At 50.4% G+C, this 23,631-nt stretch carries 19 protein-coding genes and 1 tRNA gene; 9 read left to right on the forward strand and 11 right to left on the reverse strand.

The annotated features are described in order from the left end of the window. Nucleotides 1-269: 269 nt before the first annotated feature. The 8 genes from OXH18_RS24675 to OXH18_RS24710 all read right to left on the reverse strand — a co-directional run bounded on the left by OXH18_RS24675 (nucleotide 270) and on the right by OXH18_RS24710 (nucleotide 8,336). Nucleotides 270-1,751: a cytochrome P450 gene (locus OXH18_RS24675; protein WP_268610200.1), complete on the reverse strand. Its 1,482-nt coding sequence runs from the start codon at nucleotides 1,749-1,751 to the stop codon at nucleotides 270-272. A 158-nt stretch (nucleotides 1,752-1,909) separates the two neighbouring features. Then, nucleotides 1,910-3,121, reverse strand: coding sequence for a NupC/NupG family nucleoside CNT transporter (locus OXH18_RS24680; RefSeq protein WP_268610201.1), 1,212 nt, complete (start codon nucleotides 3,119-3,121; stop codon nucleotides 1,910-1,912). A 32-nt stretch (nucleotides 3,122-3,153) separates the two neighbouring features. Next, nucleotides 3,154-3,966, reverse strand: a complete 813-nt coding sequence (locus OXH18_RS24685; RefSeq protein WP_315874795.1) for a creatininase family protein — start codon at nucleotides 3,964-3,966, stop codon at nucleotides 3,154-3,156. 111 nt (nucleotides 3,967-4,077) lie between these two features. Next, complete coding sequence (locus OXH18_RS24690) at nucleotides 4,078-4,455, reverse strand: DUF4864 domain-containing protein (RefSeq protein ID WP_268610203.1); 378 nt, start codon at nucleotides 4,453-4,455, stop codon at nucleotides 4,078-4,080. Nucleotides 4,456-4,501: 46 nt separating this feature from the next. Then, nucleotides 4,502-4,804, reverse strand: a complete 303-nt coding sequence (locus OXH18_RS24695; RefSeq protein WP_268610204.1) for a hypothetical protein — start codon at nucleotides 4,802-4,804, stop codon at nucleotides 4,502-4,504. A gap of 142 nt (nucleotides 4,805-4,946) precedes the next feature. Then, nucleotides 4,947-5,690: a serine O-acetyltransferase gene (cysE, locus tag OXH18_RS24700; RefSeq protein ID WP_268610205.1), complete on the reverse strand. Its 744-nt coding sequence runs from the start codon at nucleotides 5,688-5,690 to the stop codon at nucleotides 4,947-4,949. A gap of 192 nt (nucleotides 5,691-5,882) precedes the next feature. Further along, nucleotides 5,883-6,230, reverse strand: coding sequence for a resolvase (locus OXH18_RS24705; protein WP_268610207.1), 348 nt, complete (start codon nucleotides 6,228-6,230; stop codon nucleotides 5,883-5,885). A gap of 120 nt (nucleotides 6,231-6,350) precedes the next feature. Further along, complete coding sequence (locus OXH18_RS24710; RefSeq protein WP_268610208.1) at nucleotides 6,351-8,336, reverse strand: S8 family peptidase; 1,986 nt, start codon at nucleotides 8,334-8,336, stop codon at nucleotides 6,351-6,353. Between the two features lie 262 nt (nucleotides 8,337-8,598). On the opposite strand from OXH18_RS24710, the gene OXH18_RS24715 reads away from it, so the two are divergent. Beyond that, entirely contained in the window at nucleotides 8,599-9,180 is a 582-nt protein-coding gene (locus OXH18_RS24715) for a hypothetical protein (RefSeq protein ID WP_268610209.1), read from the forward strand. Between the two features lie 12 nt (nucleotides 9,181-9,192). On the opposite strand, the gene OXH18_RS24720 is transcribed toward OXH18_RS24715, so the two are convergent. Beyond that, on the reverse strand, nucleotides 9,193-11,067 hold the full coding sequence (locus OXH18_RS24720) for an ABC transporter ATP-binding protein (protein ID WP_268610210.1): 1,875 nt from the start codon (nucleotides 11,065-11,067) through the stop codon (nucleotides 9,193-9,195). A 49-nt stretch (nucleotides 11,068-11,116) separates the two neighbouring features. Continuing rightward, nucleotides 11,117-12,061 carry a glycosyltransferase family 2 protein gene (locus tag OXH18_RS24725; RefSeq protein ID WP_268610211.1) on the reverse strand — a complete coding sequence of 315 codons (945 nt, stop codon included), beginning with the start codon at nucleotides 12,059-12,061 and terminating at the stop codon, nucleotides 11,117-11,119. Between the two features lie 155 nt (nucleotides 12,062-12,216). Between OXH18_RS24725 and OXH18_RS24730 the strand changes: the two genes are divergently transcribed. The 8 genes from OXH18_RS24730 to OXH18_RS24765 all read left to right on the forward strand — a co-directional run bounded on the left by OXH18_RS24730 (nucleotide 12,217) and on the right by OXH18_RS24765 (nucleotide 19,381). Further along, on the forward strand, nucleotides 12,217-13,422 hold the full coding sequence (locus OXH18_RS24730) for a glycosyltransferase family 4 protein (RefSeq protein ID WP_268610213.1): 1,206 nt from the start codon (nucleotides 12,217-12,219) through the stop codon (nucleotides 13,420-13,422). Nucleotides 13,423-13,544: 122 nt separating this feature from the next. Next, a complete protein-coding gene (locus OXH18_RS24735) occupies nucleotides 13,545-13,814 on the forward strand; it encodes a hypothetical protein (RefSeq protein WP_268610214.1) in 270 nt (89 codons plus the stop codon). Nucleotides 13,815-13,913: 99 nt separating this feature from the next. Then, entirely contained in the window at nucleotides 13,914-14,594 is a 681-nt protein-coding gene (locus OXH18_RS24740; RefSeq protein WP_268610215.1) for an energy-coupling factor ABC transporter ATP-binding protein, read from the forward strand. A gap of 178 nt (nucleotides 14,595-14,772) precedes the next feature. Further along, nucleotides 14,773-15,342 (forward strand): NYN domain-containing protein, encoded by a 570-nt coding sequence (locus OXH18_RS24745; protein WP_268610216.1) that lies wholly within the window; start codon nucleotides 14,773-14,775, stop codon nucleotides 15,340-15,342. A 110-nt stretch (nucleotides 15,343-15,452) separates the two neighbouring features. After that, nucleotides 15,453-15,524, forward strand: a tRNA-Asn gene (locus tag OXH18_RS24750). Between the two features lie 95 nt (nucleotides 15,525-15,619). After that, nucleotides 15,620-16,882, forward strand: a complete 1,263-nt coding sequence (locus tag OXH18_RS24755; RefSeq protein WP_268610217.1) for an aminotransferase class V-fold PLP-dependent enzyme — start codon at nucleotides 15,620-15,622, stop codon at nucleotides 16,880-16,882. Nucleotides 16,883-17,127: 245 nt separating this feature from the next. Continuing rightward, nucleotides 17,128-18,930, forward strand: a complete 1,803-nt coding sequence (locus OXH18_RS24760; RefSeq protein WP_268610219.1) for a glycosyltransferase family 39 protein — start codon at nucleotides 17,128-17,130, stop codon at nucleotides 18,928-18,930. A gap of 115 nt (nucleotides 18,931-19,045) precedes the next feature. Continuing rightward, nucleotides 19,046-19,381 (forward strand): AzlD domain-containing protein, encoded by a 336-nt coding sequence (locus OXH18_RS24765; protein ID WP_268610220.1) that lies wholly within the window; start codon nucleotides 19,046-19,048, stop codon nucleotides 19,379-19,381. Nucleotides 19,382-19,497: 116 nt separating this feature from the next. Here OXH18_RS24765 and OXH18_RS24770 read toward each other — a convergent pair whose 3' ends face one another. Further along, the gene (locus tag OXH18_RS24770) at nucleotides 19,498-23,508 is read right to left on the reverse strand and encodes a DNA-directed RNA polymerase subunit beta' (RefSeq protein WP_268610221.1); all 4,011 of its coding nucleotides are present in this window, start codon (nucleotides 23,506-23,508) and stop codon (nucleotides 19,498-19,500) included. Between the last annotated feature and the right edge of the window lie 123 nt (nucleotides 23,509-23,631).

Raw genomic sequence — 23,631 nt, forward strand, 5'->3', positions numbered from 1 at the left:
ATACATCAGCCTAACCTGCCTAGATGCCCCTTTGGCAAGCCTAAACTCTAGCTTAAGAAACGTCCAACCTTCAGGAAGTTTCATCTTACTTGGCAGAGGCTCATCACGAGAACTGGAGGGGTATGGATCATCCAGCAACCCTTCCAGTACATTCACTACAACTTCTACGACTACTACAACTTCTCTGTTCCTACACAATCGCCTCTGAGTTAAATCTTGTTCCAACAACTCCGCACTCAAAAAATCTAGTTTCTGGATCAATGACTGTTCTAGGTGGGTAATTGCACCATCTCTCGAATATTGCCGCGAACGGTTCCAGGCTTTTGCTCAAACTGACGATCTTGTTGATGAATGTGCATCGGCATTCCCTGCTTGGGAGCCATGACAATCACACCAGCTTGATCGATTCTGGCGTTGGGAATCAATTGCAGACGATAGCGTTGCAATAGCATGGCCAAGATTAATTTGATTTCCATCATGGCAAATCCGGCTCCAATGCAAACCCGCGAGCCTGCACTGAATGGGTTATATTCATACATCGACGGTGCGATCGTTTCCCACCGCTGCGGACTAAACACAGACGGATTGGGATAAAGCTCTGGCATTTGGTGCGTGTGGTAGATGCCGACAAATACTTCAGTGCCTTCCGGTAAGAAATAGCCCCCTAGCTCCGTCGGTTTTGAAGTAATGCGGCCATTCCAGGGAACAGGTGACAGAATTCGCATACTTTCTTTAATCACTCGTTCTAGTAAGGGCAACTGAGATAATTGAGCGATTGTTGGGGCTGCTCCATGCAAAACAGAGTCCAGTTCGTCCAGCAAATCGGCAGCTACTGACGGGTGCTGAGACAACAAAAACAACGTCCAGGTCAGCGCATTAGAACTGGTTTCATGCCCAGCGGCAAACAAAACGCCTACATGCCCCAATAGTTCGTCTTCGCTGAGTCCAGTGCCGTCCACTTCATCACGAGCTTGAATCAGCATCGACAGCACATCCCGATCGCGATCGATGGTGTGGCGTTTGCGATCGATCAGTTGGCGCATCAGGTCATCCAGTTGCCCAATTTGCGTGAGAAAGCGATGGTAGGGCAAGCCGGGAAGGTCAAAAGGGAAAAACAGCAGCAGCGGCGTTCCTAACGTGCCAAGTGCCTCTTGCAGGAGTTGTCCGATTCCCCCGCCTGCTTCGCCAATGTCTTCACCAAACAGCGTTTTTGTGGCAACGCGCATGGTCAATAGCCGCATAACTTCAGACATATCACACACTTGCCCCGGACGGAGTTGCTCTAAGGTCGATGCGGTCAGTGCCACAATGTCATCGCGATAGCTTTCGATCTGCTGGCGATGAAACGCGGGCATCATCAGTTGGCGATGCTGACGATGTACGTCGCCGTTAAGTCCAAATAAGCCCACGCCAAAGTGCTTCAAGGGCTGCGAGCGGTTTGACTCATTGCGTCTGCCATAGATTCGTCCCGACAGCGGATGCTTGGTATAGATTTCATGCTGGGTGGCCACCTGCCGCACAATCTCTGGGCCATAGGCAAACACTGTTCCAGGGCAGTTGGGATCAGACGAGTAGAGGTTACTGCCGCCGCCCGATCGCAATGCCACAATCGGACCATATTGTTGAAAAAGCTGGCGAGCAAACCCGATGGAATCTTGTCCAAAGCGAATGACATTGAGCAAATGTCCCAGTTCCGTTTTAGGATTAGGGCCAGGGACAGAGAGGGATTGAGGGCGCACAGAGGTCAGCATAGAAGTACAGCGTGGGTTCCATTGAACGTTGCAGTCAGCAAACGATTAACCGTTTAAACCAAAATACTCGTTCGCGATCGACGATTCCTGAGAAATCAGGTTTCTTTGAGCTAGTACTTCTCTCCAAACGTCTATGGTTGACCCTATTTACCCTACCCTCATAGCAACATTCCTGCGATCGAGGCGGTCATAAAACAAGCTAATGTACCTGCAATCATCGCTCGCACTCCTAGCCGGGCTAAATCATGTTGCCGTTCGGGGGCAATGCCGCCAATACCGCCAATTTGAATGCCGATCGATCCTATGTTGGCGAAGCCGCAGAGGGCATAGGTGGCAATAATTACCGCCCGTTCAGAAATGGCATTACCTTCAATCAACTGCTGTAAATCCAGATAGGCAATGAACTCATTAAGAATGGTTTTCTTGCCCAGCAATGCCCCCACCTGCCCACAATCTGCCCAGGGTACACCCATGAGCCAGGCGATCGGCGCGAGCAAGAAAGAAAGAATCAACTCCAGCGATAGCTCCGGTTGATTAAACAGCACTCCGCCCAACCAACCCAAGAAAGCATTGAACATGGCTAACAATGCCAAAAAGGCAATCAGCATGGCCGCGATATTCAAAACCAACCGCAAGCCGTCTAGCGCTCCCAGTGTCACGGCATCCACAGCATTGATTGAGGGTTTGTCAACATCGATTTTGACAGCCCCGCGCGTGGGAGATTCTTCCGTTTCTGGATACATGATTTTGGAAATGGCCAAGGCGGCCGGGGCCGACATCACCGAGGCGGCAATCAAATGTACAGCCGGTACACCAAACGAAATATAGGCTGCCAATACACCCCCTGCAACCGTGGCGAACCCACCCGTCATGATTGCGTGTAATTCCGACATAGTTGCGGTCGGTACATAGGGTTTGATCAACAGGGGTGCTTCGGTTTGGCCCACAAAAATATTACCGGCGGCCGACAAAGATTCTGAGCCAGATGTACCCAATGTGCGAATCATCAGCCACGCAATCCCCTTTACCACCTGTTGCAGAATGCCGTAGTGATACAGCAAACTAATAAAGGCTGAAAAAAAGATGATAGTGGGAAGAACTTTGAATGCAAAGAAGAATTCTTGGAAATTGTCGCCGAATACAAATCTAGCTCCCTCATCAGAGAAATTGAGGAACTGCGTGACTACATTTCCCAAGAACTGAAAAATGGAAAACCCGATCGGAATTCTGAGAATAAACACTGCAAAAATAAACTGCAAGGCAATGCCCCAGAGCACAGACTTCCAAGCCACCATTTTGCGGTTAACTGAGATTGCATAGGCAATCCCTACAAACACCAGTAACCCTAATAGTGCAACGAAACGTTCCATCACTCCCCCTGCTTTGTTGAAGGTTTTACTGTTTAAATTTTTTTCCATGCTTTGGGTTGCTGAAAATGGTAGATATCTTGAATCACCTGCACCCAACCAGTGGTGAGAGCTTCCAAGAACCGATCGCCTTTTTCTTTGGTGGCCACTGTTGGATCACCCAAAACTCCGCTTTGGCTTAAATCTCGCGTTGTCCAGGCAAAGGGAAGCTGACCCTCCATGCTCAACACACTAGACTGAGGGAGTTCTTGCGGATACTCTGTAGCGGCTTGTTCCATGCGCACTTGATCCGGCAAAATCGATAGCAGCACACTGGTTTCCGCATCGCCTGCATGGATTCCCAGTTCTGCCTCTTTAGAGGTCAGCAAGTCGATCGGCAGGTTGGGAACGCGCCAAACAAACAGCGGAAACACCATGAAGTCTTCATAGCGTTGATGCAGGTCCCGCGCTACAATTTCCATGATTTGTGGTTGCCCGCCGTGGCCGTTAACCAACGCAAACTTGCGGAACCCGGCCCGATACAGACTTTCCCCAACTTCCATCAAGGTGGCAATTAACGTGTGCGCACTCAGTGTTACCGTGCCCGGAAAGTGCCAATGTTCGTTGGACTTGCCGTAGCACAGGGTTGGCAGCACGTAGGCGGGAATGTCGGGTTCCAGGCGCTCTGTGGCCTTTCCCATAACAGCGGTTGCAATGGCCGCATCAACCACCAACGGCAGATGGGGTCCATGCTGCTCGATCGTCCCCACAGGCTGAAGCAACACCACGTTATCTTTGTTCGGCATCTGCTGGATCTCAGTCCAAGTGAGATAGGGAAAGAACCGATCGGGAGGAATAAAGCTATGCATACCGTCTTCTACAACCATGCCCGTATTGTATGAGCACTAAAGGATACAAGATTGTAGCAAAATGGCATCTCTTCTCAAGTTTTTTTGTGAATGGAAAATGCACGTTATGGGTTATGGACCGTCAACTTGACCATCAACTTGATCGTCAACTGGCATCAGAAAACAACCGTGAATTCGCCAACTGTCGTCCGGTTGCTGCTGCATTAAATAAACGGCCATGACAATCGTGCCTTCGGGCCCCATCAACAGCACTTTTTGAGCCGGCATGGCTTCCACGGTGGTTAGCTCCTGAAACACAATGGCACGGGGACGGTATACCGCTGGATAGCCCAATCGCACCATGCGCATAAAGGCTTTGGCGGTACCAAACTGCGCCTGAATCCCCGGACTGGCAAACGTGAAAGCTTCGGTGGCATCGTCGCGTTGAAAGGCAGCTAGTTGGCGCTCGATGATGGCGCGAATGGCTTGGCGATCGGTGGAGGGTAACACGGTGATGGGGGTTAGAGGGCAGGAATTAGGGGTTGGAGAGCAGGTGCTAGAAATCAAACGGGTTGAAATCTGAGGGATCAAAATCTGGTCGGGGCCGATCGGGGGGTTCCAGGGGTTTCAATTGGGTGGGCGGGCGATCACTGCTCCAGGCCCACCAAACAGTCTGACAGGAGCATTGATAAAACTCTTGCCAGCGCCGCTGTCGATTTTCCATGAGAACAGGCGCTCGACGATTTACCCAAACCTGTTGAGCTTCTAGGGATGAAGCTCGACAAGTCGGGCAATGAAATTCGTAAGCGTGAACTGCCGATTGAGTCCAGTCAGGAGGGGTCGGAGCAAAGGCATCCATGCAAACACCCAGGTGGAAAGATAAGCAGCGTTTATGTCTAAAGCATAAGAGATATAGCTGGCTTCGGCACAGGGTGTCTCTAGGAAGAAGCTTAATGCGCCGTGGTTCCCTGTGGAAGCTGTGCTATTTCAAAAATAATGCATTAGATGCCAGATCCGTCTAAATACTGTTCAATCACCCGATCTTCAAGACGACAGACAGGTACGCGAATGTCCTCTAACAGGTGATGAGTGGAGTGGGCAGTTTTCTGCAAGCTTTGTACTTGCTGTTCTAACGTTTCAATGCGATCGAGCAAGGCACGAATTACTTGGGCTTCCGAGTCAGGTAACTGACCATGATCGAGGGGATTAACGCGCACGCCAGAGCGATAAACAATGCGTCCAGGGACGCCAACCACAGTGCAATCGGGCGGCACATCGCGTAACACCACCGACCCGGCCCCAATCCGCACGTTGTCGCCAATGGAAAGATTACCCAGTACCTTTGCGCCGGCTCCCACTACCACGTTCTCGCCCAAGGTCGGGTGGCGTTTGCCGCTTTCTTTGCCGGTTCCACCCAAGGTAACGCCTTGATAAATCAGAGCATAGTTGCCTACGATCGCTGTTTCGCCAATGACAACACCCATGCCGTGGTCGATAAATACACCTTGCCCAATTTGAGCACCTGGGTGAATTTCAATGCCTGTAAAGAAGCGGGCTAAATGCGAAATTAAACGAGGCACGAACGGCATTCGCAGGCTGTAGAGGCGATGGGCCAGCCGATGCAGCAGCAGGGCTTGTAAGCCAGGATAACAGAACAGCACCTCTAACCAATTCCGAGCCGCCGGATCTCGATCGAAAATGATTTGAAAGTCAGCGCTTAGGGTTCTGAATAGGGTTTTAAACACGGGCAGTCACCACGGTTGGCAAGATAGTTAGCAACAGTCAGACGATTGGCAAATCAAAGCTATCAGTTTTGAGTCTTGTGCAATAGCACTCAAAGTCTATCTTAACGTTCCAGGTGAATTCCTAGATTAGACACAGCTGAGTTCATCGGTTTGCGTTGCTCCCAGAACAATGACGAACAATGACGCTCAGAGTTACGATTGCATTTTCAGAAGTTGATGAATGCTTTGGAGTTCTGACAAAATAGCTCGCAATAGCTCATGGGTGATGGTTTCGCTCGGTTGTTGAACTTCGATCGTCACCTGCTTAATTCCCAAAATGTCTTTGGCAAACCGAGCCACTTCGTTGGGATGGAACAAGAGCGGATCGTCTTTGTTGACTCGGAATTCTGGGTTTAGCTTACGCGGATCATAGGGCGGATTCAGGTTGTCTGGATTGGTGTTGGCATAGCGATAAACGGAAGCACGAGAACGGTTTAGGGCTTTCTGGGCGGCTTCAATGGACATCAGCCCTTCAGCATTGGTTTCTACTGCAAACTCCATCAGTAATCTCTCATCAGTAATCTTTTTGTGTCATTGCGAGACTCACTTGTATCAATTTCATACTTTAACGTATTTTGCCACGTCTGAGGCGGGCTGTCGGTCGAGTGATTCAATGCGCTCCTAGAAGCCCAGTTCCAAGGTAAAACTTCGTAGGCTGCCGCGATCTTCACCAGCTTTATCAATCACCTCTACGGTCCAGCTACCTTTGGGGCTTTTGCCCCGAAGACTGACTAGGCCTGGTGTGTTGGCTTCATCGTAAACCGTATTGATATTACGAGTACCCCGCCCTCGGCGGTTGTGCAACGCCACAGAAATGACATTGGTTTCTTCGGGAGGCTTCAGCAGCACCACCAGATCGCGCAGATCACTGTGGTGGATATCTACAAACACTTTGATGGATTGGAGAGGATTGGTTACGGGCACCATCATTGACAGCGTGGCAGGCTGCAAGTAGCGGATGGGCATCTCTTGAATGGCACGATACATGCGGACAGGTGTGGACTGCGTGGGAATGGCCGACTCGATCGCTTGTCGGGCATTCAGCCGTCCATAGCCATAAAATGGACTACGACCATCCGCGTTATATTGACCGTCTGTTTCATCAATTTTGTCGCTGCTTTGTTTCAAAATCTCGCGCACCTGATCCCAACGTAAATCGGGGTTTTGTGCTAAAACCAGTGCTGCCACGCCTGCTGCTCCTGGACACGCACTCGACGTACCCCCGAAGGAGTTGGTGTAGTTGCCTGCCTCGTCTCCGGCCGCCGCATTGCCGGAATTGTAGCCGGCTGCTCCCGATCGATCGGTTGTCCAAATACCCGGAGTTAAACTCTGCTCGCCATTGTTGCTGGGAAAGGCACACCAAATTGCATTGCCAAAGTCGCTGTAGGCGCTGCGTTTACCCAGGTCGTTACAAGCAGCCACAGCAATTACCTTGTCATAACTGGCATAACCGTCGTTGTCTACGCTTTCGTTGCCGTTGCCTGCTGCCCAGCAAATCACACAGCCTTTACCATTGCGTCCTTGACTGACGGCATAGTCGATCGCCAAGCGGGTACTGTCGGGCAAGGGGACAATTTCATTGTGCAGCGGGTCATCTGGGTTCCACCAGTCGCCGTCGGTCGGGCCCCAACTGCACGAAATCACATCGGCTCCGTTACGTGCCGCCCAGTAGAAAGCATCGGCTTCTGCCTGAGACCCCAAGGCAGAGGCTAGCCGAATCGGCATGAGTTTAGCTCTGGGGGCCACACCAGACGCCCCAAAATTGCCATTGGCACAGGCAACGCCCGCGCAGGCGGTTCCGTGATTTTCGTTGCCCCTAGGACGGGGATCATTGGTACGACGGGTCGCGTCACGAGGAGCCACAATTTTGCCAGACGATCGAAATTCTTCGTGGTTGATATCAATTCCCGTATCGATCACCGCGATCGTCATGCCCTCGCCTTGAGTAATAGACCAAGCCGCTTCGACATTGGCGCTGGCTTCGATGAGGGTATCATTGAGCGTCGTGGTTTTCAAATGCCACTGTTGTGGAAAAGCTTGTCGCCGCCGACTTTCACGAATCAATTCTGGGTGGCACAATTGCACCAACTCCTCTTGCAACAACCGCTCGGCAATATCAAACACCGCCAGTCCGGTTCCTTCAGGAGCACTGACAAAGTAGGCATTGAGCGCATAGTCGATCGATCGCTTGATTATTAAGTTGTAGCGTTGCAATAGTGCTTGCTGCTGCTCTGGTTCAACCTCGTCATGAAACTGAATGAAAAAATTTTCCGTATACAGCACCGGAACTTGTGCCGCTGTCACCAGTAAGCGCCCGGCAAAGCGAATTTCAGGTTCAGCTTTCAAAACCGATCGCGCCGTGTCTCGCAAGGAACTGTCGGTCTGAGGAACTCTGGCTTGCAGCACTTCAACGCCCGCTTCGCGAAATTCGCTGACCTGTCGAAATTCGCTCAGAAGCGCACGGGTTTGGGGCGACACAGGGGCAACTTCGTAGGGACGATCGAGCATCAAGGGTTTGCGGTTATAGGTACGGACTGCCACAAACTGATTGCTCACTGTTAACTCATAGGATGGGCCGCCTTTGCCGCCGTACTGCACTCTGACCATATCTTTATCTCCTGGGCTTGGGGACTGAAAGCGGGAATCTTCTTGTGTTATACCTGCGTTGAAGCCGCGTCTATGAAAAGCGTTGGCGAAATTTAATAGATGAAAGAGGAAATGGGTGTTGGGGGTTGGGAGTTAGAGGTTGGGGGTTGCCGTGAGCGCAGCCAAAGGGTGGATGAGGAGATGACAAGATAACGTTATCTTCAGAATAGGAGGGGCAAGCAAGGATCGCAGTGATTGGAGTGATTGGAATGATGAGTCGCGAATGAAAAGGTTGCTGAGGCCGATCGCTTGGCTATTGATTGCAAGCGTTTCTTTCTGGATAGGGGGGGGTGCCGTGACGATAGAAAATTTTGCTGACTATCCACAGCAGGTACAGGTTGGAACCGCGCCGATCTATACCTATGTGCAGCAACCGGGCTATTATGCAGTACACTACGCGGCGATGCCAGAGTTATTGCCGGAAAGGGTGACGTCAGATGCCGTAGCGGTGATGGAGGAAGAGGCGATCGCGGTATTTGCAGGTAGTCCCACTGCACGCAAGGCTGCCACAAATGGGATAGTGACTCCGGTGTATGCGCTAAAATCAGGTGGCTCGATCGCAGTTCCCACTGGACAAGTCTTCATCCGGTTTGCAGAGGCGATCCCGGCCGCATCCCGCCAAGATGCCATTCAAACGGCTGGCTATGAGATTGTTGAGATTCCTGAGTATGCTCCTCACACCGCGTGGGTACGATCACGATCGGGGAAGGTTGCCGAGGCGCTGGAGGGTTTGTCGCGATTGAGTGCCATCGCGGATGTAGAACACATAGAACCGCAGATGTTGACGCAACGACAGTTTAAGTAAGGGGCGTTTGCATTAGCTTTCTAACATTTGTAGGCGATACAAGCTGGCATAGAGACCATTTTGCTCTAGTAGTTCTTCGTGGCTTCCAGATTCTACTAATGTTCCCTGTCGCAAGACCAAAATGCGATCGACGCTGCGAATGGTAGATAAACGGTGCGCAATAATAATCGCGGTGCGATCCTCTAACAGGGTTTCCAAAGCTTCCTGAATCAATGACTCAGTACGCACATCTAAATTAGCAGTCGCTTCATCCAGCACCAAAATCCCCGGATTGCGAATGGCCGCCCGAGCAAAGGCCAATAATTGCTTTTCGCCGCCCGATAGATTCGTGCCCCGCTGTCGCAGTTCGGTGTCGTATCCCTGCGGCAATCGTTCAATAAATTGCGCAACGTTGGTGCGTTCCGCCGCCGATCGAATCTCGTCGATCGAATACGGTTCACCAAGGGCAATGTTGCTCTTGACATCCCCAGCAAACAAAAACCCATCCTGCAAAATCACCGCCATCCGTTGCCGTAACTCCGCTTGCGGCAAATTGCGAATATCTTCCCCATCTAGCAGAATTCGTCCTCTGGTGACTTCATACAAGCGGCACAGCAGGCGAATGATCGAGCTTTTCCCAGCCCCAGTCGGACCCACCAACGCCACCTTTTCACCCGGTCGAATCGTGAAATCCAAATCACGCAGCACAAACTCATCCGACTTATAGCCAAACCAGACATGTTCAAAGCGGATTTCGCTAGGGATTGGGGGGCGCAGATTGCGGGTTGGGGAATGTGAGGTGAGGACTGCGAACTTATTCTCCCGGATTCCCGATTCCTGATTTCCTCCTTCCCGCAATTCTGGATCGCGAATTTCGATCGGTTCATTCAAAATATCGCTGACCCGTTCCAGGGCAGTCAGTCCGGCTTGAATAGCGGTAAACCGTTCGGCAAATTGCCGCAGGGGATCAAATAAGCGCTGGGCAAACAGAATGAAGGAGGTCAAAATTCCAAAATCCAACACTCTTCCCATGACGAGTAAGCTGCCCAACCAGAGCACTCCGCCGATCGCCGCCAGTGCCACCCATTCCAAGGTTGCCGAAACGGCCGAGTCATAAAAAATTGTGCGATCGACTTCTTTGACATAGCGCTGATTAATTTTGCGAAACAGTTCAGCATTGAACGATTCACGCCGGAATAACTGCACCACGTTAATGCCAACAATGTTCTCCTGCAACGTGGAATTAAGGGCAGATAGTTCTTCCCGCGCCCGATAATTGGACTGGCGATACTGTTGTTGAAAGTAGACAATCACACCAGTTACGGGCAGCAGCAAGGCCAACAGCAACAGGGCCAACTGCCACTGAATTGAGAACATCACCACAATCAGCACCAGCATGGTCAGCAGATCGCTGAATACGCCGATTGCCCCTGTGGAAAACACATCACCCAAGGCATCCACATCGCTGGTGAGACGAGTGATTAAGCGGCCAACGGGCGTGCGATCGAAAAACCGGGTGGCCAACGATGTCACATGCACAAACAAGTCATCGCGAATGTTAGCCGTAATGCGTTGTCCTACCTTTTGAATCAAATAGCCCTGAACACCACTTAAGGCTAATTGCACAGCCAGGGTTAACATCAGCAGCAAAATCAACAGCCTGGCTCCACTGGTTAGCGTTTGTCCTTCTAGGAAGAACATGACAGGTTCGTTCTTCGCTAGGGCAACGGCCTGACCAATAATGATCGGTTGGGCAGAATTCGCTAATGCGAGAGGAACTAATAAGATTAGGGCAAGAGCCAAAAGCTGCCAGTTGCGTCGGGCGTAGGGAAATAGAATCGTAAACAGTCGCCAATCGGTGGAGCGGGGTTGTCGAGGGCTAGGGTTGGAGGGAGAGGCAGGAGTCATGAAGAGGACAGGTGATCGAATGCACGTTATCCACTTTAACGCAGCCTGCCTACTTCACTTGCCGCAAAGCTTGAAATGATCGATCGCGCCAGTCCGTGGGTAACAGCGATAAACTCATGCCCGCCCATGCTTTGAGAGGAGCCGCCATTTGCCCATTCCATACCAGCTTACGACCTGCCTGTATTTCACCTACGTTGATTAAACGTAATCCTAACAGTAGCTTTGTTTCAGCCAAACGTTGTTGCCGAATTTGTTCCAATCGAGGTGATGTAAATTGATAGTTTTCCAAGTAAGCAATCTTGTCTTTGAGATAGGAAATGGCGCGATGAATGCCCTGCTGTTCGGCATGACAGCGATATTCCATCAAGCGATCGTTCAAATAGTAAGCTTGCTTGCCTTGTAAAGCTAAGCGAACAAATAAATCATTGTCTTCACAATTTTGCAGATTAGGACGCATAAATCCGACCGCTTGTAGGGCACTACGACGAAACAAAGTTGCTCCAATTTGTAAGCTTTGTTGTACAAACACAGTTTCTAATAGATTTTTGATCGGTCCTTCGGGTAATTGAGTGCGTCCCCATCGCCAAGAATTTAATTCAGTAGCTTGGTAGTTTGGCCGGTTCTGGCTATCAATAATCCAGTGATCGGTTCCGACAAAATCAATATAGGAATGCGTGTCTAAAATGGCGCTAGTACGAGCTAAAAACTCTGGCCTGAGCCGATCGTCATCATCAAACTTAACAAAATACTCGCCCGTTGCCGCGGCAAACCCCGATCGCATATTGTTACTTTTGCCAATGTTTTGCGCGTGGCGAATGTAATACACTCTTGGATCAGTCAAGGTAGCCATGATGGTAGGTGTATTATCTGTAGAGCCATCGTCACAAACAATCACTTCAATATCTGGCTCGGTTTGATTTAACGCACTTTCGATCGCAAAGGGCAGCAAGTTGGCTCGATTATAAGTAGGAATACAAACGCTAATTTTAGGCATAGAAATGGGCGAAAAATACTGTTAGTAAAAATCAATTTTGGTGCAACCTAAATCAGAATTCGATCGATATTTGTACTGAATCATTCCTCCTTAAACTGCCCAATTTTTTGGTGCTGCTATCACTCTTGTTGTTTTTACCTAATCCCTGAGCCGTGATGAACATTTTGATGATTTCGGCGACATTTCCCTATCCGCCTACGCGCGGCGGCACACAAGTTAGAACCTTTCACTTGCTGCAATACCTGCAACAGCGCCACTCTGTGACGCTGCTAACGCTGCGATCGCCCGATGTTACAGACGCCGAAATTGCTGCTCTGCGCTCAAAAGTCGATCAACTGGTGGTATTTTCGCGTCCGCAACCAGTTAATCAAACATGGTCTAAACTGCAACGGTTTGGGGAGTTTGTATTGACAGGCACACCACCTAACGTGCGATCGAGCCATTCCGCCAAAGCACAACACTGGCTCGATCGGGCGGTGACAGATGGCAAGTTTGATGTGATTACCTGCGAACATTGTGTCAACGAACAATACATTCGTCCTCAGTGGCGGCACCAACTCCGCACGATTGTCAACATTCACAGTTCGGTCTATGGCACGTGCAAAAACCAGCTACAAACTGGTGTATCCGAGCATGTATGGCGCGATCGGCTTAATCTACCGTTACTAAAGCGCTACGAGCAAACCTACTGTACGAAGTTTTCCGGCATCGTTGTCACCACTTCCGAAGACGAACAGCAAATTCGCGCCTTTTGCCCGCACACTGCGATCGCTGTCATCCCCAACGGCGTTGATTTCTCACACTTTCCCTATCGATCGACTGATCCGGGGGGGCAGCGCTTGATTTTCATTGGAGCGATGGATAATCTTGCCAACATTGACGCTGTGCGCTTCTTCAGCCTAGAGATATTCCCCACGCTCAAACAACAGTATCCTGCCATCACGCTAGATCTGGTCGGAGCACGTCCGGGGTCTGAGGTGATGGAATTGGCTCAACTTCCGGGCATTAGCGTCACAGGACAGGTTCCCTCAATGGCAGAGTACTTGCATCGATCGACCATTTGTGTGGTGCCCATGCGCACCGGATTTGGCATCAAAAATAAAACCCTAGAAGCGATGGCCGCGGGTGTACCTGTGGTAGGCAGCGATCGAGGTTTAGAAGGCTTAGCCGTTGATCATCCAGATTTGCCACTGCGGGCCCTACGAGCTAATCATCCAGCAGAATACATCAGCGCCATCGATCGGTTGTTTCAAAACCCTGCCCTGCGGGTTGAACTTTCCCAAGCAGCCCGTCACTTCGTTGAACAAACCTACACCTGGCAGCGAGCCGGCAAGCAGTACGAAGCCCTATTGGAAGGCTAAAAAGGAAGGCTAAAAAGAAAGACTAAGACTCTGCCCGACTCCCGACTTTAGCTTTCGGTAGCCTTTCACTGTCTCTAAGAGAGATACTAGAAGATCGATAGACTTATTTCAGTTTGACCTCCATGTTCATCATTGACGTAACGTTGAAAAATACCCCTGTGGCGTTGTCAGTACAGCGCAAAAGTGCAGACGACGCTAAGGCGCTATATCGGCAAATTTTAGATGCAATGCAGGCAGGCTCTCCCAAAATTCTAGAACTCACCTGCGAGCAGCAAGTAGGCAAGACTGTAGGAATTTTGGTCGGCGAAATTTCCGCTGTTCAAATGTCGGAGAAGTCGAGCACGGCGGCTGCATCGGGTCGTCCACCTGGATTCTTTGCATTAGCAGAATAATAACCAGGTGGATGGATAGATGGGTGGATGAGTATCCGCCCTCTACTAGCTCTGTATGTTTTGACTCGTATCGGTTCATTTCTTTATCAACTTTGCTGAATGACCAAACCTGCGATCGTCGTTGATGAGGTGTGTTTTCAGTGGTCGCCAACTGCCCCGGTTTTGCAATCCTGCTCGCTGGAAGTGCCCAAAGGCGAGTTTTGGATGCTACTAGGAACGAATGGCAGTGGTAAATCAACACTCCTGCGGGTGTTGGCAGGCTTGCTGACGCCCCAGTCTGGGCAAGTAGATGTGATGCCCCCTGTGGGGTTTGTGTTTCAAAACCCTGATCATCAACTGGTGATGCCAACAGTGGGAGCCGATGTTGCATTTGGCTTAGTAGAAGAAAAGCTTTCAATTCCGCAAATTCGCCAACGTGTGGATGAGGCGCTTACAGCCGTTAACCTCTCCCATTTACAGCGCCGTCCGATCTATGCCCTCAGCGGGGGACAAAAACAGCGAATTGCCATTGCGGGGGCGATCGCTCGTCATTGTGAGGTCTTGCTGCTCGATGAGCCAACGGCGCTGTTAGATCCAGACAGCCAGCTTGATCTGGTTTCGCAAGTACAAAAGCTGATCAAGCATCGCGGTATGACGGCCTTGTGGGTGACGCATCGGCTAGATGAATTGGAGTATTGCGATGGTGCATTTTTGCTAGAGCAAGGGCAGGTAATCGATCGGGGTGATCCACAGCGGCTACGGCGGCGATTGATGCAGATGGAAGGACGGCAAGAAGAATAAAGGATTAGAGGTTAGGAATTGTCGAGCAGAAAAGATAATTCAACCCATCCATTTTCTTCTTTCTCAACAAATGGTTTACACATCTCAACAACTAGCGGCATCATAGAAGCAGATAAGTTTAAGCTTTTCTCTACATTGTTTTGATTTCTGCGATGTCATTTAGCGGATGATTTGAACCATGCTCTCCTCCACTCCTCAGGCGATCCTTTTGGTTGATGGCTACAACATGATTGGGGCTTGGCACAGCTTGCAGCAGGTTCGCGATCGCTACGGGTTAGAGGAAGCACGGCGAGAGTTAGTCACATTTTTAGTTGACTACAGCGCCTATCAAAACTTTGATACCCATATCGTATTTGACTCGCAGTACCAGGATGCGCCAGGTAGCCGTGAGGTAGTGACCGGCAACCTCACGGTGTGTTACACCGATTACAAGCAAACCGCAGATACCTATATTGAAAAACTGTGTGCGCAATTTCGGAAAGACATTCGCAAATTTGACCAACGCTTGATTGTGGCTACGTCCGATCGCGCACAACAGCTAACGGTAGTGGGCTATGGAGCAGAGTGTATGTCTGCACAACAGCTTCGAGCGGAAGTCGAGTTGGCAATGATGCGGGTACGACGCAAACAACAAGCGGTTCGCAAGCAGCGATCGCCGCGTCGGTTTTTGGCCAGTTCTCTTGATCCGATCGCTCGTCAGCAACTCGCTCAACTCCGTTTGGGAAATGAGCTAAGCACCGAAGAATAGATTGATGCTGGAAAGTACAAGGTTTTGAAGCAATCCTAGAGAAAAATCTAGAAAAACGTATTTCCCCCTTGTCAAATGGTTTCCTATCTCGCTAAGATTAATAATCGCAATCCTCAGTAGCTCAGTGGTAGAGCGGTCGGCTGTTAACCGATTGGTCGCTGGTTCGAATCCAGCCTGGGGAGTTTTCCCAAGAGGGACTAGGAACAAGGGAGTCAGGCTTAGAGATTTTAGAAAGCTCTAAGCGTACCTACCTCTCAAACGCAGTAGACTGCATTCGATGACTAGCCATCCTTTTCCTATCCCTCAACCCCCAACTCCCAATTTCTACCGATCGCTCTGGTCTCTCGATCCAAGCGTGGTTTTTCTGAATCACGGGTCGTTTGGAGCCTGCCCAATTGCGGTGTTGGAGAAACAAAGCCAACTGCGATCGCAAATGGAAGCTGAACCCTTGCGGTTTTTTGAAGATCAGTTAGAGCCTTTATGGGATGTGGCTCGGCAAACCTTAGCAAACTTGATTGGGGCAGAGTCCGCCCAACTAGCATTTGTACCCAATGCCACCACCGGCGTCAATACTGTTCTACAATCCTTGCTGTTTCGTCCGGGAGACGAACTGCTGACCACTAATCATGAATACAACGCTTCCCGTAATGCCCTCAATGTAGCGGCACAGCGCCACGGCGCGACAGTCGTAGTTGCAGAAATACCTTTTCCGATCAAGTCTGCTGATGTGGTGCTCGACGCGGTTCTCCGCCGTGTTACTCCACAGACGCGATTAGTGCTGATTGATCATGTCACTAGCCAAACGGGTCTAGTCTTGCCGATCGAGCCACTCATTGCAGAATTGAACGCTCGCAACATCGATAGTCTCATTGATGGTGCCCATGCTCCGGGAATGGTGTCATTGAACTTGAAGAAGGTGGGTGTAACATATTACACTGGCAACTGTCATAAATGGTTATGTTCGCCAAAGGGTGCAGCGTTTCTTTATGTTCGAGAGGATCGACAGGCGCTCGTTCGACCACTGGTGATCAGTCATGGGGCGAATTCCTCGCGCCGCGATCGCTCTCGATTTCATCTAGAGTTTGATTGGACAGGCACTGCTGATCCAACACCTTATCTGTGTGTTCCAACGGCTATCCAATTCATGGGTTCGCTGTTGCCGCAGGGCTGGACTGGGTTGATGACCCACAATCGAGCCATGGTCTTGGCGGCACGGCAGCGGTTGTGTCAGGGGCTGGGTGTATTACCAGCTTGTCCAGAGGACATGGTGGGTTCTATGGCAGTGATTCCGCTGCCAGACTACTGGTTAAATCAACCGATGGAGTTGCAAGCTACTTTATTTCATCGTTTTCGGATTGAGGTTCCCGTGATACCCTGGCAATCTGCCTGCGAGCAGCTAGCTGATCAATCTGCTCATGCAGTCCAACCTACTAGCCCTCGTCAATTGCTGCGAATTTCAGCGCAACTCTACAATGCTCCAGCAGAGTATGAGGCGTTGATGACAGCGCTTAAAACACTGGACTCAGCCTATTCCTCTTAATTCCCCGGCTTTAGTTAATAAGGATGCAGTAGCTCTAGTTCAGTGCCTCTAGTCTCTCTCCTCTAGTCTCTCTAATGTATTTTTCCCCCATTTGCTCTGACTAGTGCAGGCTTAACTTGCGTCGCAAAATGATGATTAGTCTGTTTCAGAAAATCCTTTTAATTTGCTTGGATCTCAAAGTCGGTGATTTGCTCCATTTCACCCGTTGCCGCAATGGGTAACGATTGTTTTGGAGGCAGGAAACGATGAGAAGTCCATTCGCCCATCCTTGGCTGCATCTGTGGCTCTTATTACTATGGACGCTGCTAGGATTGGGGTTGCGTTTAGTTAATTTAACCGGGAAGCCACTGTGGACAGATGAATTTTCTACGATCGTCTTCAGCTTGGGTAATAGCTTCCTCACGATTCCATTAGATCAACTCTTGACCACAGAGCAACTATTGCAGCCGCTGCAACCTAGTTCTAGTGCCAGCATGAGGGATGTACTACGGCATTTGCTGAGCGAAAGTAACCATCCGCCACTCTATTTTTTGCTCACTCATGTATGGTTGAAACTATTTCCGGCTCCGAACGGTTGGGTGTCAGTGTGGGGAGCACGATCGCTAGCTGCCGTCTTGGGCGCACTTGCTGTTCCAGCGTCCTTTGGTTTGGGATGGTTTGCGTTTCGATCGCGTCTGGTAGGACATTTGGCGGCAGTGCTAATGGCAGTTTCTCCGTTTGGGATTTATCTATCGCAAGAAGCTCGTCACTATACGCTACCGCTATTGTGGATTATCGTTTCTCTGGGGTGTTTAGTTACCGCCACTCGGACCATTCGCCACCGCGATCCGTTACCGATGTCGATAGGCTTGTTGTGGGTTGTAGTGAACACGTTAGCCCTTGCCACCCACTATCTGACCCTATTAACTCTGCTGGCAGAACTGATGGTGATGATGGTGATGGGGCTGATTCAAAGCTGGCGAGAACAAGGGCAATGGTATCCGTCTGCTCATTGGTGGCGCATCGTAGCAGTTGTAGCTGGAACCATGGCAGGTGGACTGGTTTGGCTACCTTTTTTGCAGGATGTTCCTGATAGCCAACTCACCGCATGGATTCAGCAAGATGTGCGCACAGGGTTGCAATGGCTTGACCCGATCGCCCAACTGTTGGCCGCTGCTATCTCCATGCTGTATCTATTACCGATTCAAGCACCTAGCTCGCCGATCGTTCTGGTGTCGGTTGTGCTGCTGGTGTGGGTGGTGCTATGGACGCTACCCAAGCTTTATTGCGGTCTCATCCTACAAGCGACCAATCCCAATTCTCGGTTGCCCTTGATGACGTTGGGTGGCTTTGTTAGCAGTGCGATACTGCTGTTTTTTGCCATCACGTATATCTTTGAGCGCGATCTAACCAGTGCCCTTCGTTATAACTTTGTCTATTTTCCAGGGGCGATCGTTCTAATGGCTGCTAGTTTGGCAACCATCTGGGCAGGAACAAAACTCCCCTCAGAACCTAAATCAGTTTGGTTAAAACATATCTATCAAGGTAATCGGCGCACGGTAATTTTCATAATTCTGCTGGGGTTGGTTGGCAGCCTCACTGTTGCTTGGAATTGGGGCTATCAAAAAATTCATCGCCCAGATGTGGTAGCTGAAGCCATTCGATCGTACTCTCAAGGGGATGTGCTGATTGCAATTCCGCATCAAACCCACGGGCAAACAGGTAGGCTTATGGGCATTGCTTGGGCATTGCAACATCCTAGTCCTACTAGTCCTAGTTCATTGGCTCCTACTCTATCAGCAAATCCACCCTTGGCTGGAGCGGCTTCAAAGTCGCTCATCCCCCACTTTTTGCTGGCGCGTCGCAGTTACGACTCTGGCAGTATGGTGCGATCGCTGAGGCAAGCCTTTGGCCAGTTACCCCGTCCTCTTGATGTCTGGTTGATCAATTTTCGCAATACTCCCGAAAGACCAGTAAGCCAGTTTTTAGAGCGACGGCAGTGTGAAGCACAGACGGATTCATTTTCAACGGACGGCTATCAGTACCGGCTGTATCGATGTCCACGGTAGAGCGAACTAAGAACCGTGAGAAGTACAGGAGTTACGACTTGAAAAATTATTCTATACAAGCCTGTTTAGATTGAGTGAAATGGACTGATAGCTACAGCACAAACGAAACGCGACAATGATGTACGAAATTTGGTTAATTGGCGGTATGTCCCTGGTGACGTTTCTAGTTCGCTATCCTGTCATTGCTATGAGTGGTCGCCTTAACTTGTCACCACAATTTTTACAACTATTGCGCTATGTACCACCAACGGTCTTAACGGCGATCGTCTTTCCATCCGTTTTGATGCCAGACGCAACGCTGGCAATCACTCCAACCAATGCTCGGCTCATGGGTGCTATAGCTGCCTTGCTTGTGGGACTGTGGCAGAAGAATTTACTGGTAACGATCGTAGTTGGAATGGCAGTATTTTTTGCGTGGCAAGGGCTATTGACAACAATAGGGATTGCTTAAGGCAAAAAATCCTCCCCCGGTCAACAAGACCAAAGGAGGAAAGGATAGAGAACTCGTCCGTTTTAAGTTTCAGCGACTCAAGGTTGCCGCAACTGACTCATTCGTCGCCATGCGCTCTACTCTTCATCATCCATATCGGGTTCATCATCAAAATCATCATCGATGATGGCTGAAGAATAGGTATCCTCCTCTTCGTCCTCCCGCATCATGCCATAGCTACGACCATAGTCGCCCGTTTCAGGGGCACGCATTCCAGGAGTGGGGAAGACATCAAAGCCACCCTCGCGCTCATAATTGCGGGCTGTGCGATCGTCCAGCACAACATCACTGAGATCGAGATCGTCCTCAAAGACCGTACCTTCATAGATAGGATCGATTTCGACACTCGCTGTATTGTCCTCATAGGCATTGAAGCCCGTTCCGGCGGGAATCAAACGACCGATAATCACGTTCTCCTTCAGACCCCGTAGCCAGTCAGACTTACCTTCGATCGCCGCTTCGGTGAGTACACGAGTTGTCTCTTGGAAACTGGCGGCTGAAATAAAGCTGTCGGTATTCAGCGAGGCCTTGGTAATCCCCAGCAACACAGGTACATATTGGGCTGGCGCGCCGCCCGTAATTGACATGGCTTCGTTAACCTGCTCAATCTGCCGCAGTTCCACAAGTTCACCCGGTAGCATTGTGGTATCACCACCATCTTCAATCCGTCCCTTCGAGGTCATCTGCCGCACAATCACTTCAATATGTTTGTCTGAGATATCGATGCCCTGAGATTGATACACAGACTGCACCTCGTTCACCAAGAAGGTTTGTACGGCTTCTAGGCTCTTAAGGGAAGCTTCATGAATGCCCTCCGATTCCCGGTGGTACTCAAAGAACACCTCTAGAATTTCATGGGGGTTGGCCGGTCCATCGGTGAGGGCTTCCCCTACCCGCACTTCTTGACCATCGATCACCATGACGTTTTGTCCTGGCAGAATTTGATACTCCGTTGTGACGCCATCAGCTTCGACAACCTTCACTTCCACAGTTTCATCATCGCCATAGACTACTTGGGCGATGCCTGGACGCTTAGCCAGCACACAGGCTTCTTTGGGTTTGCGAGCTTCCAACAGTTCTTCAATGCGAGGAAGCCCCTGGATGATATCACCCGTTTTTGCCCGTTCAAACACCAACAGCACCAAATTGTCGCCTCGCTGCACCAAATCGCCATCGTCAATGTGCAACACTGCACCCGCCGACACGCGATAAGGGCGAGCAATGCGTAAAACCACCTCATTGCTGCTGACTTCTACCACCTGGCCAGAATCCGTACAAGCAACACCGGGCGCAACATCCATACCCGCTACCAAGAGATCGCCATCTTTCACGTTTGGAGTTTTACCTTGGGTGTCAATGCGGACCACGTCAGCATCTCGCATGACCAGTACCCGACGAATTGCTTCAACCCCCTCGCGAATGCCGCGTACCACGCCTGCTTCCTTACACTGAATTTCAGTGCGAGCTACTACGGCTCCTGGTGCAATTTGATCGCCATCTTGCACCAGCAAGCGGGTTTGGGTGCTGCCTTGGGTTTGATCTGCCGTGACATCCCGACGAATCACCAACGATTCCAAGATCACTAACTGAAGCCGCAAGACTTCTGGATCGGTTTCATCGGGAATCAACTCAATATCGGCAGCCAGTTGAGGGGCATCCTTATCAATGTCTAAAACAAGCTGAGTGCGAAGTAACTCTAAGCCTTCTACCGACTTGACTCGCTCTCCATCTTTATAAGGGATGCGCTGCACGGCCCGTAGTCGGATCGATCGCCCCGCTTCTTCGCTAGTGGATTCTTGACTAGGGACAGATGGCTCGTCTGGCACATGGAATTCTGTCACCGGACGCAGTAACAGGGCTGGACCTTCTGGTGTTTCCACATACTCCACATAGCGCAATTCCTCGGAGACTAGGCCTGGCATGACTTCTTGTCCAGGGCTGACGATCGTTTCATGCTTCGACATGACAGCTTCAGGATTGTCCGCCAAATGTAGCTCACCTGGCTTGATCACAATTTCCCGCAAAATGTCATTCTTCTGCGTCACCTCTACCACCCCGTTGCTTTGGCAGAAAATATCTTTCACCACTTCTGTGCCAGCTTCCACGAACTGACCATCCTCCACTAGCAGTAGTGAAATGTCTTTATTGACTTCATGCGCTTCTTCAGGAATCCAGAGGAGGGTGCCGCCTTGCACCACTTCATAGCCCAGTTTTGCCTTCCCTTTCTTGGAAACTTCAACACCAGAGTAACGGAGAATACCGCCAGTTTGGGTGTGATACCGATTGTCAATTAGCTCAGCCACTACTTGACCGTTGGTGACTTTGGTTCCAGGGGTAGCAATCAGCGAGAACCGTTGATTATTCTGAGTTTCAATCAAATAATGTTCTCGCCCCTGCTGGCTTTCGGCAATCACACGGGCTTGATGCAGCAGCACCGAAGCGGTGATGATTTCAATTTCCCGACCGCTTTTGGTTTCACTTTCTTGTGGAATCCGCACAACGCCGCCATTTTCAGTTACCAGCTTCGTTTCAGCCAGAATGCTATTCGATTCAACGCGATCGCCATTCTTAACTACGGGTTCTGCTCCGGGTGGCAAGTTATAAACCTCACCAGACAGTACCCAGATCAGACCGCCCCGCTGAGCAATGCGAGTTGTGTTGCCCTGACGGTCTTTCTTTTCTTCTGGGATGACATCGGCAAATTTGACTTCACCTGCCAGGTCGGAGGCTACATCTTTGGTGGCTTTTTCGGTAACTTTGCGTACTCGTCCTGTTGTGGGTAGCTCCACTAGGATTTTTCCCAATTTCACGGATTGTCCGTCTCGGGTAAATACCACAGAACCCGGCGGAATCATGGAGGTTTCTTTGCGATCGCCGGACTCCACCGTTAGTTCCACATTGACCTCGGTAATTAAGGCATCTTCCCCGTGGCGAGTACGGAACACACGAGAGCGGAACTGCTTGGGTTTGGTATGAACCACGCCATCAAAGGTAGCTCGAATTTGTGGGGCCACATCTCCGGTAAAGGTGCCTCCAGTGTGGAACGTCCGCATCGTCAACTGCGTTCCCGGTTCTCCGATTGACTGCGCGGCAATAATGCCAACTGCTTCGCCTAGATCCACCATAGAGGCATGGGCAAGGCTCCAGCCATAGCACAATTGACAAACCGATCGCGTGGCTTCACAGGTCAATGCCGATCGCACCATTACCTCTTCTACGCCAGCTTTCGCAATCCGTTTAGCCATATCATCGGAGATTGGCTCATTGCGGGACACCATTACCTCTCCTGTTTCAGGATGAATGACATCCTGTGCCGCTACTCGTCCTAGCAGTTTATCGCTGAGGGGAATCAACACGCGATCGCCATCGGTCATGCTGCGCAGCGTGACACCACGCTCGGTGTTACAGTCCAACTCGCGGATGATGACATCTTGCGAGACATCTACTAGCCGCCGTGTCAGATAGCCAGAGTCGGCGGTTCGCAGCGCTGTATCTACCAACCCTTTGCGAGCACCATAAGACGAAATAATATATTCCGTCACGGTTAATCCTTCCCGGAAGTTGGTTTTAATGGGCAGGTCAATAATTTCCCCTTGAGGATTGGCCATTAGCCCCCGCATTCCGACCAACTGGCGCACCTGGGAAATGTTTCCCCGTGCCCCGGAGTTCATCATCATGTAGACCGAGTTGAGGGGATTGTAGGTGCGGAAGTGACGCACCATTTCATTCTTCAATTCCTCGTTCGTGCCGTGCCATGTGTCAATTACCTTCTGGAACCGCTCAACTTCGGTGATTTCACCGCGCGTGTAGCGATCTTCCGTTTCTCGAATTTGTTCTTCGGCCGCTTGCAACAGTTCCCGTTTACTGGGGGGTACTTGCAAGTCATCGACACTGATGGAAACCCCTGCTTTAGTGGCAAATCGGAACCCCATGTCCTTGAGTTCGTCTGCCATCTGTGCCGTTCTGGCAGTGCCATAGTGCGTGAATGCCCAAGCAATTAGCCGCTGCAATCCCTTTTTTCCAACGACCTGGTTGCGGAAAAGCATGGTCTGCTCGGACTTCTGATTTGACTTTTGCTCTGCTGTCATGTCCTATGCCCTTCAATAATTCGCTATGTTCGATTTGCCTGGTTTCCACATCAGATTTCTAAGGGAGAGGCGACTGATGGTTCGCTGCTTCTGCACGCAATCACATCCAAGCAGGAAGCCACC

Origin of the sequence: Thermocoleostomius sinensis A174, from assembly GCF_026802175.1 — a bacterium.
Taxonomy (GTDB): Bacteria; Cyanobacteriota; Cyanobacteriia; order Elainellales; family Elainellaceae; genus Thermocoleostomius; species Thermocoleostomius sinensis.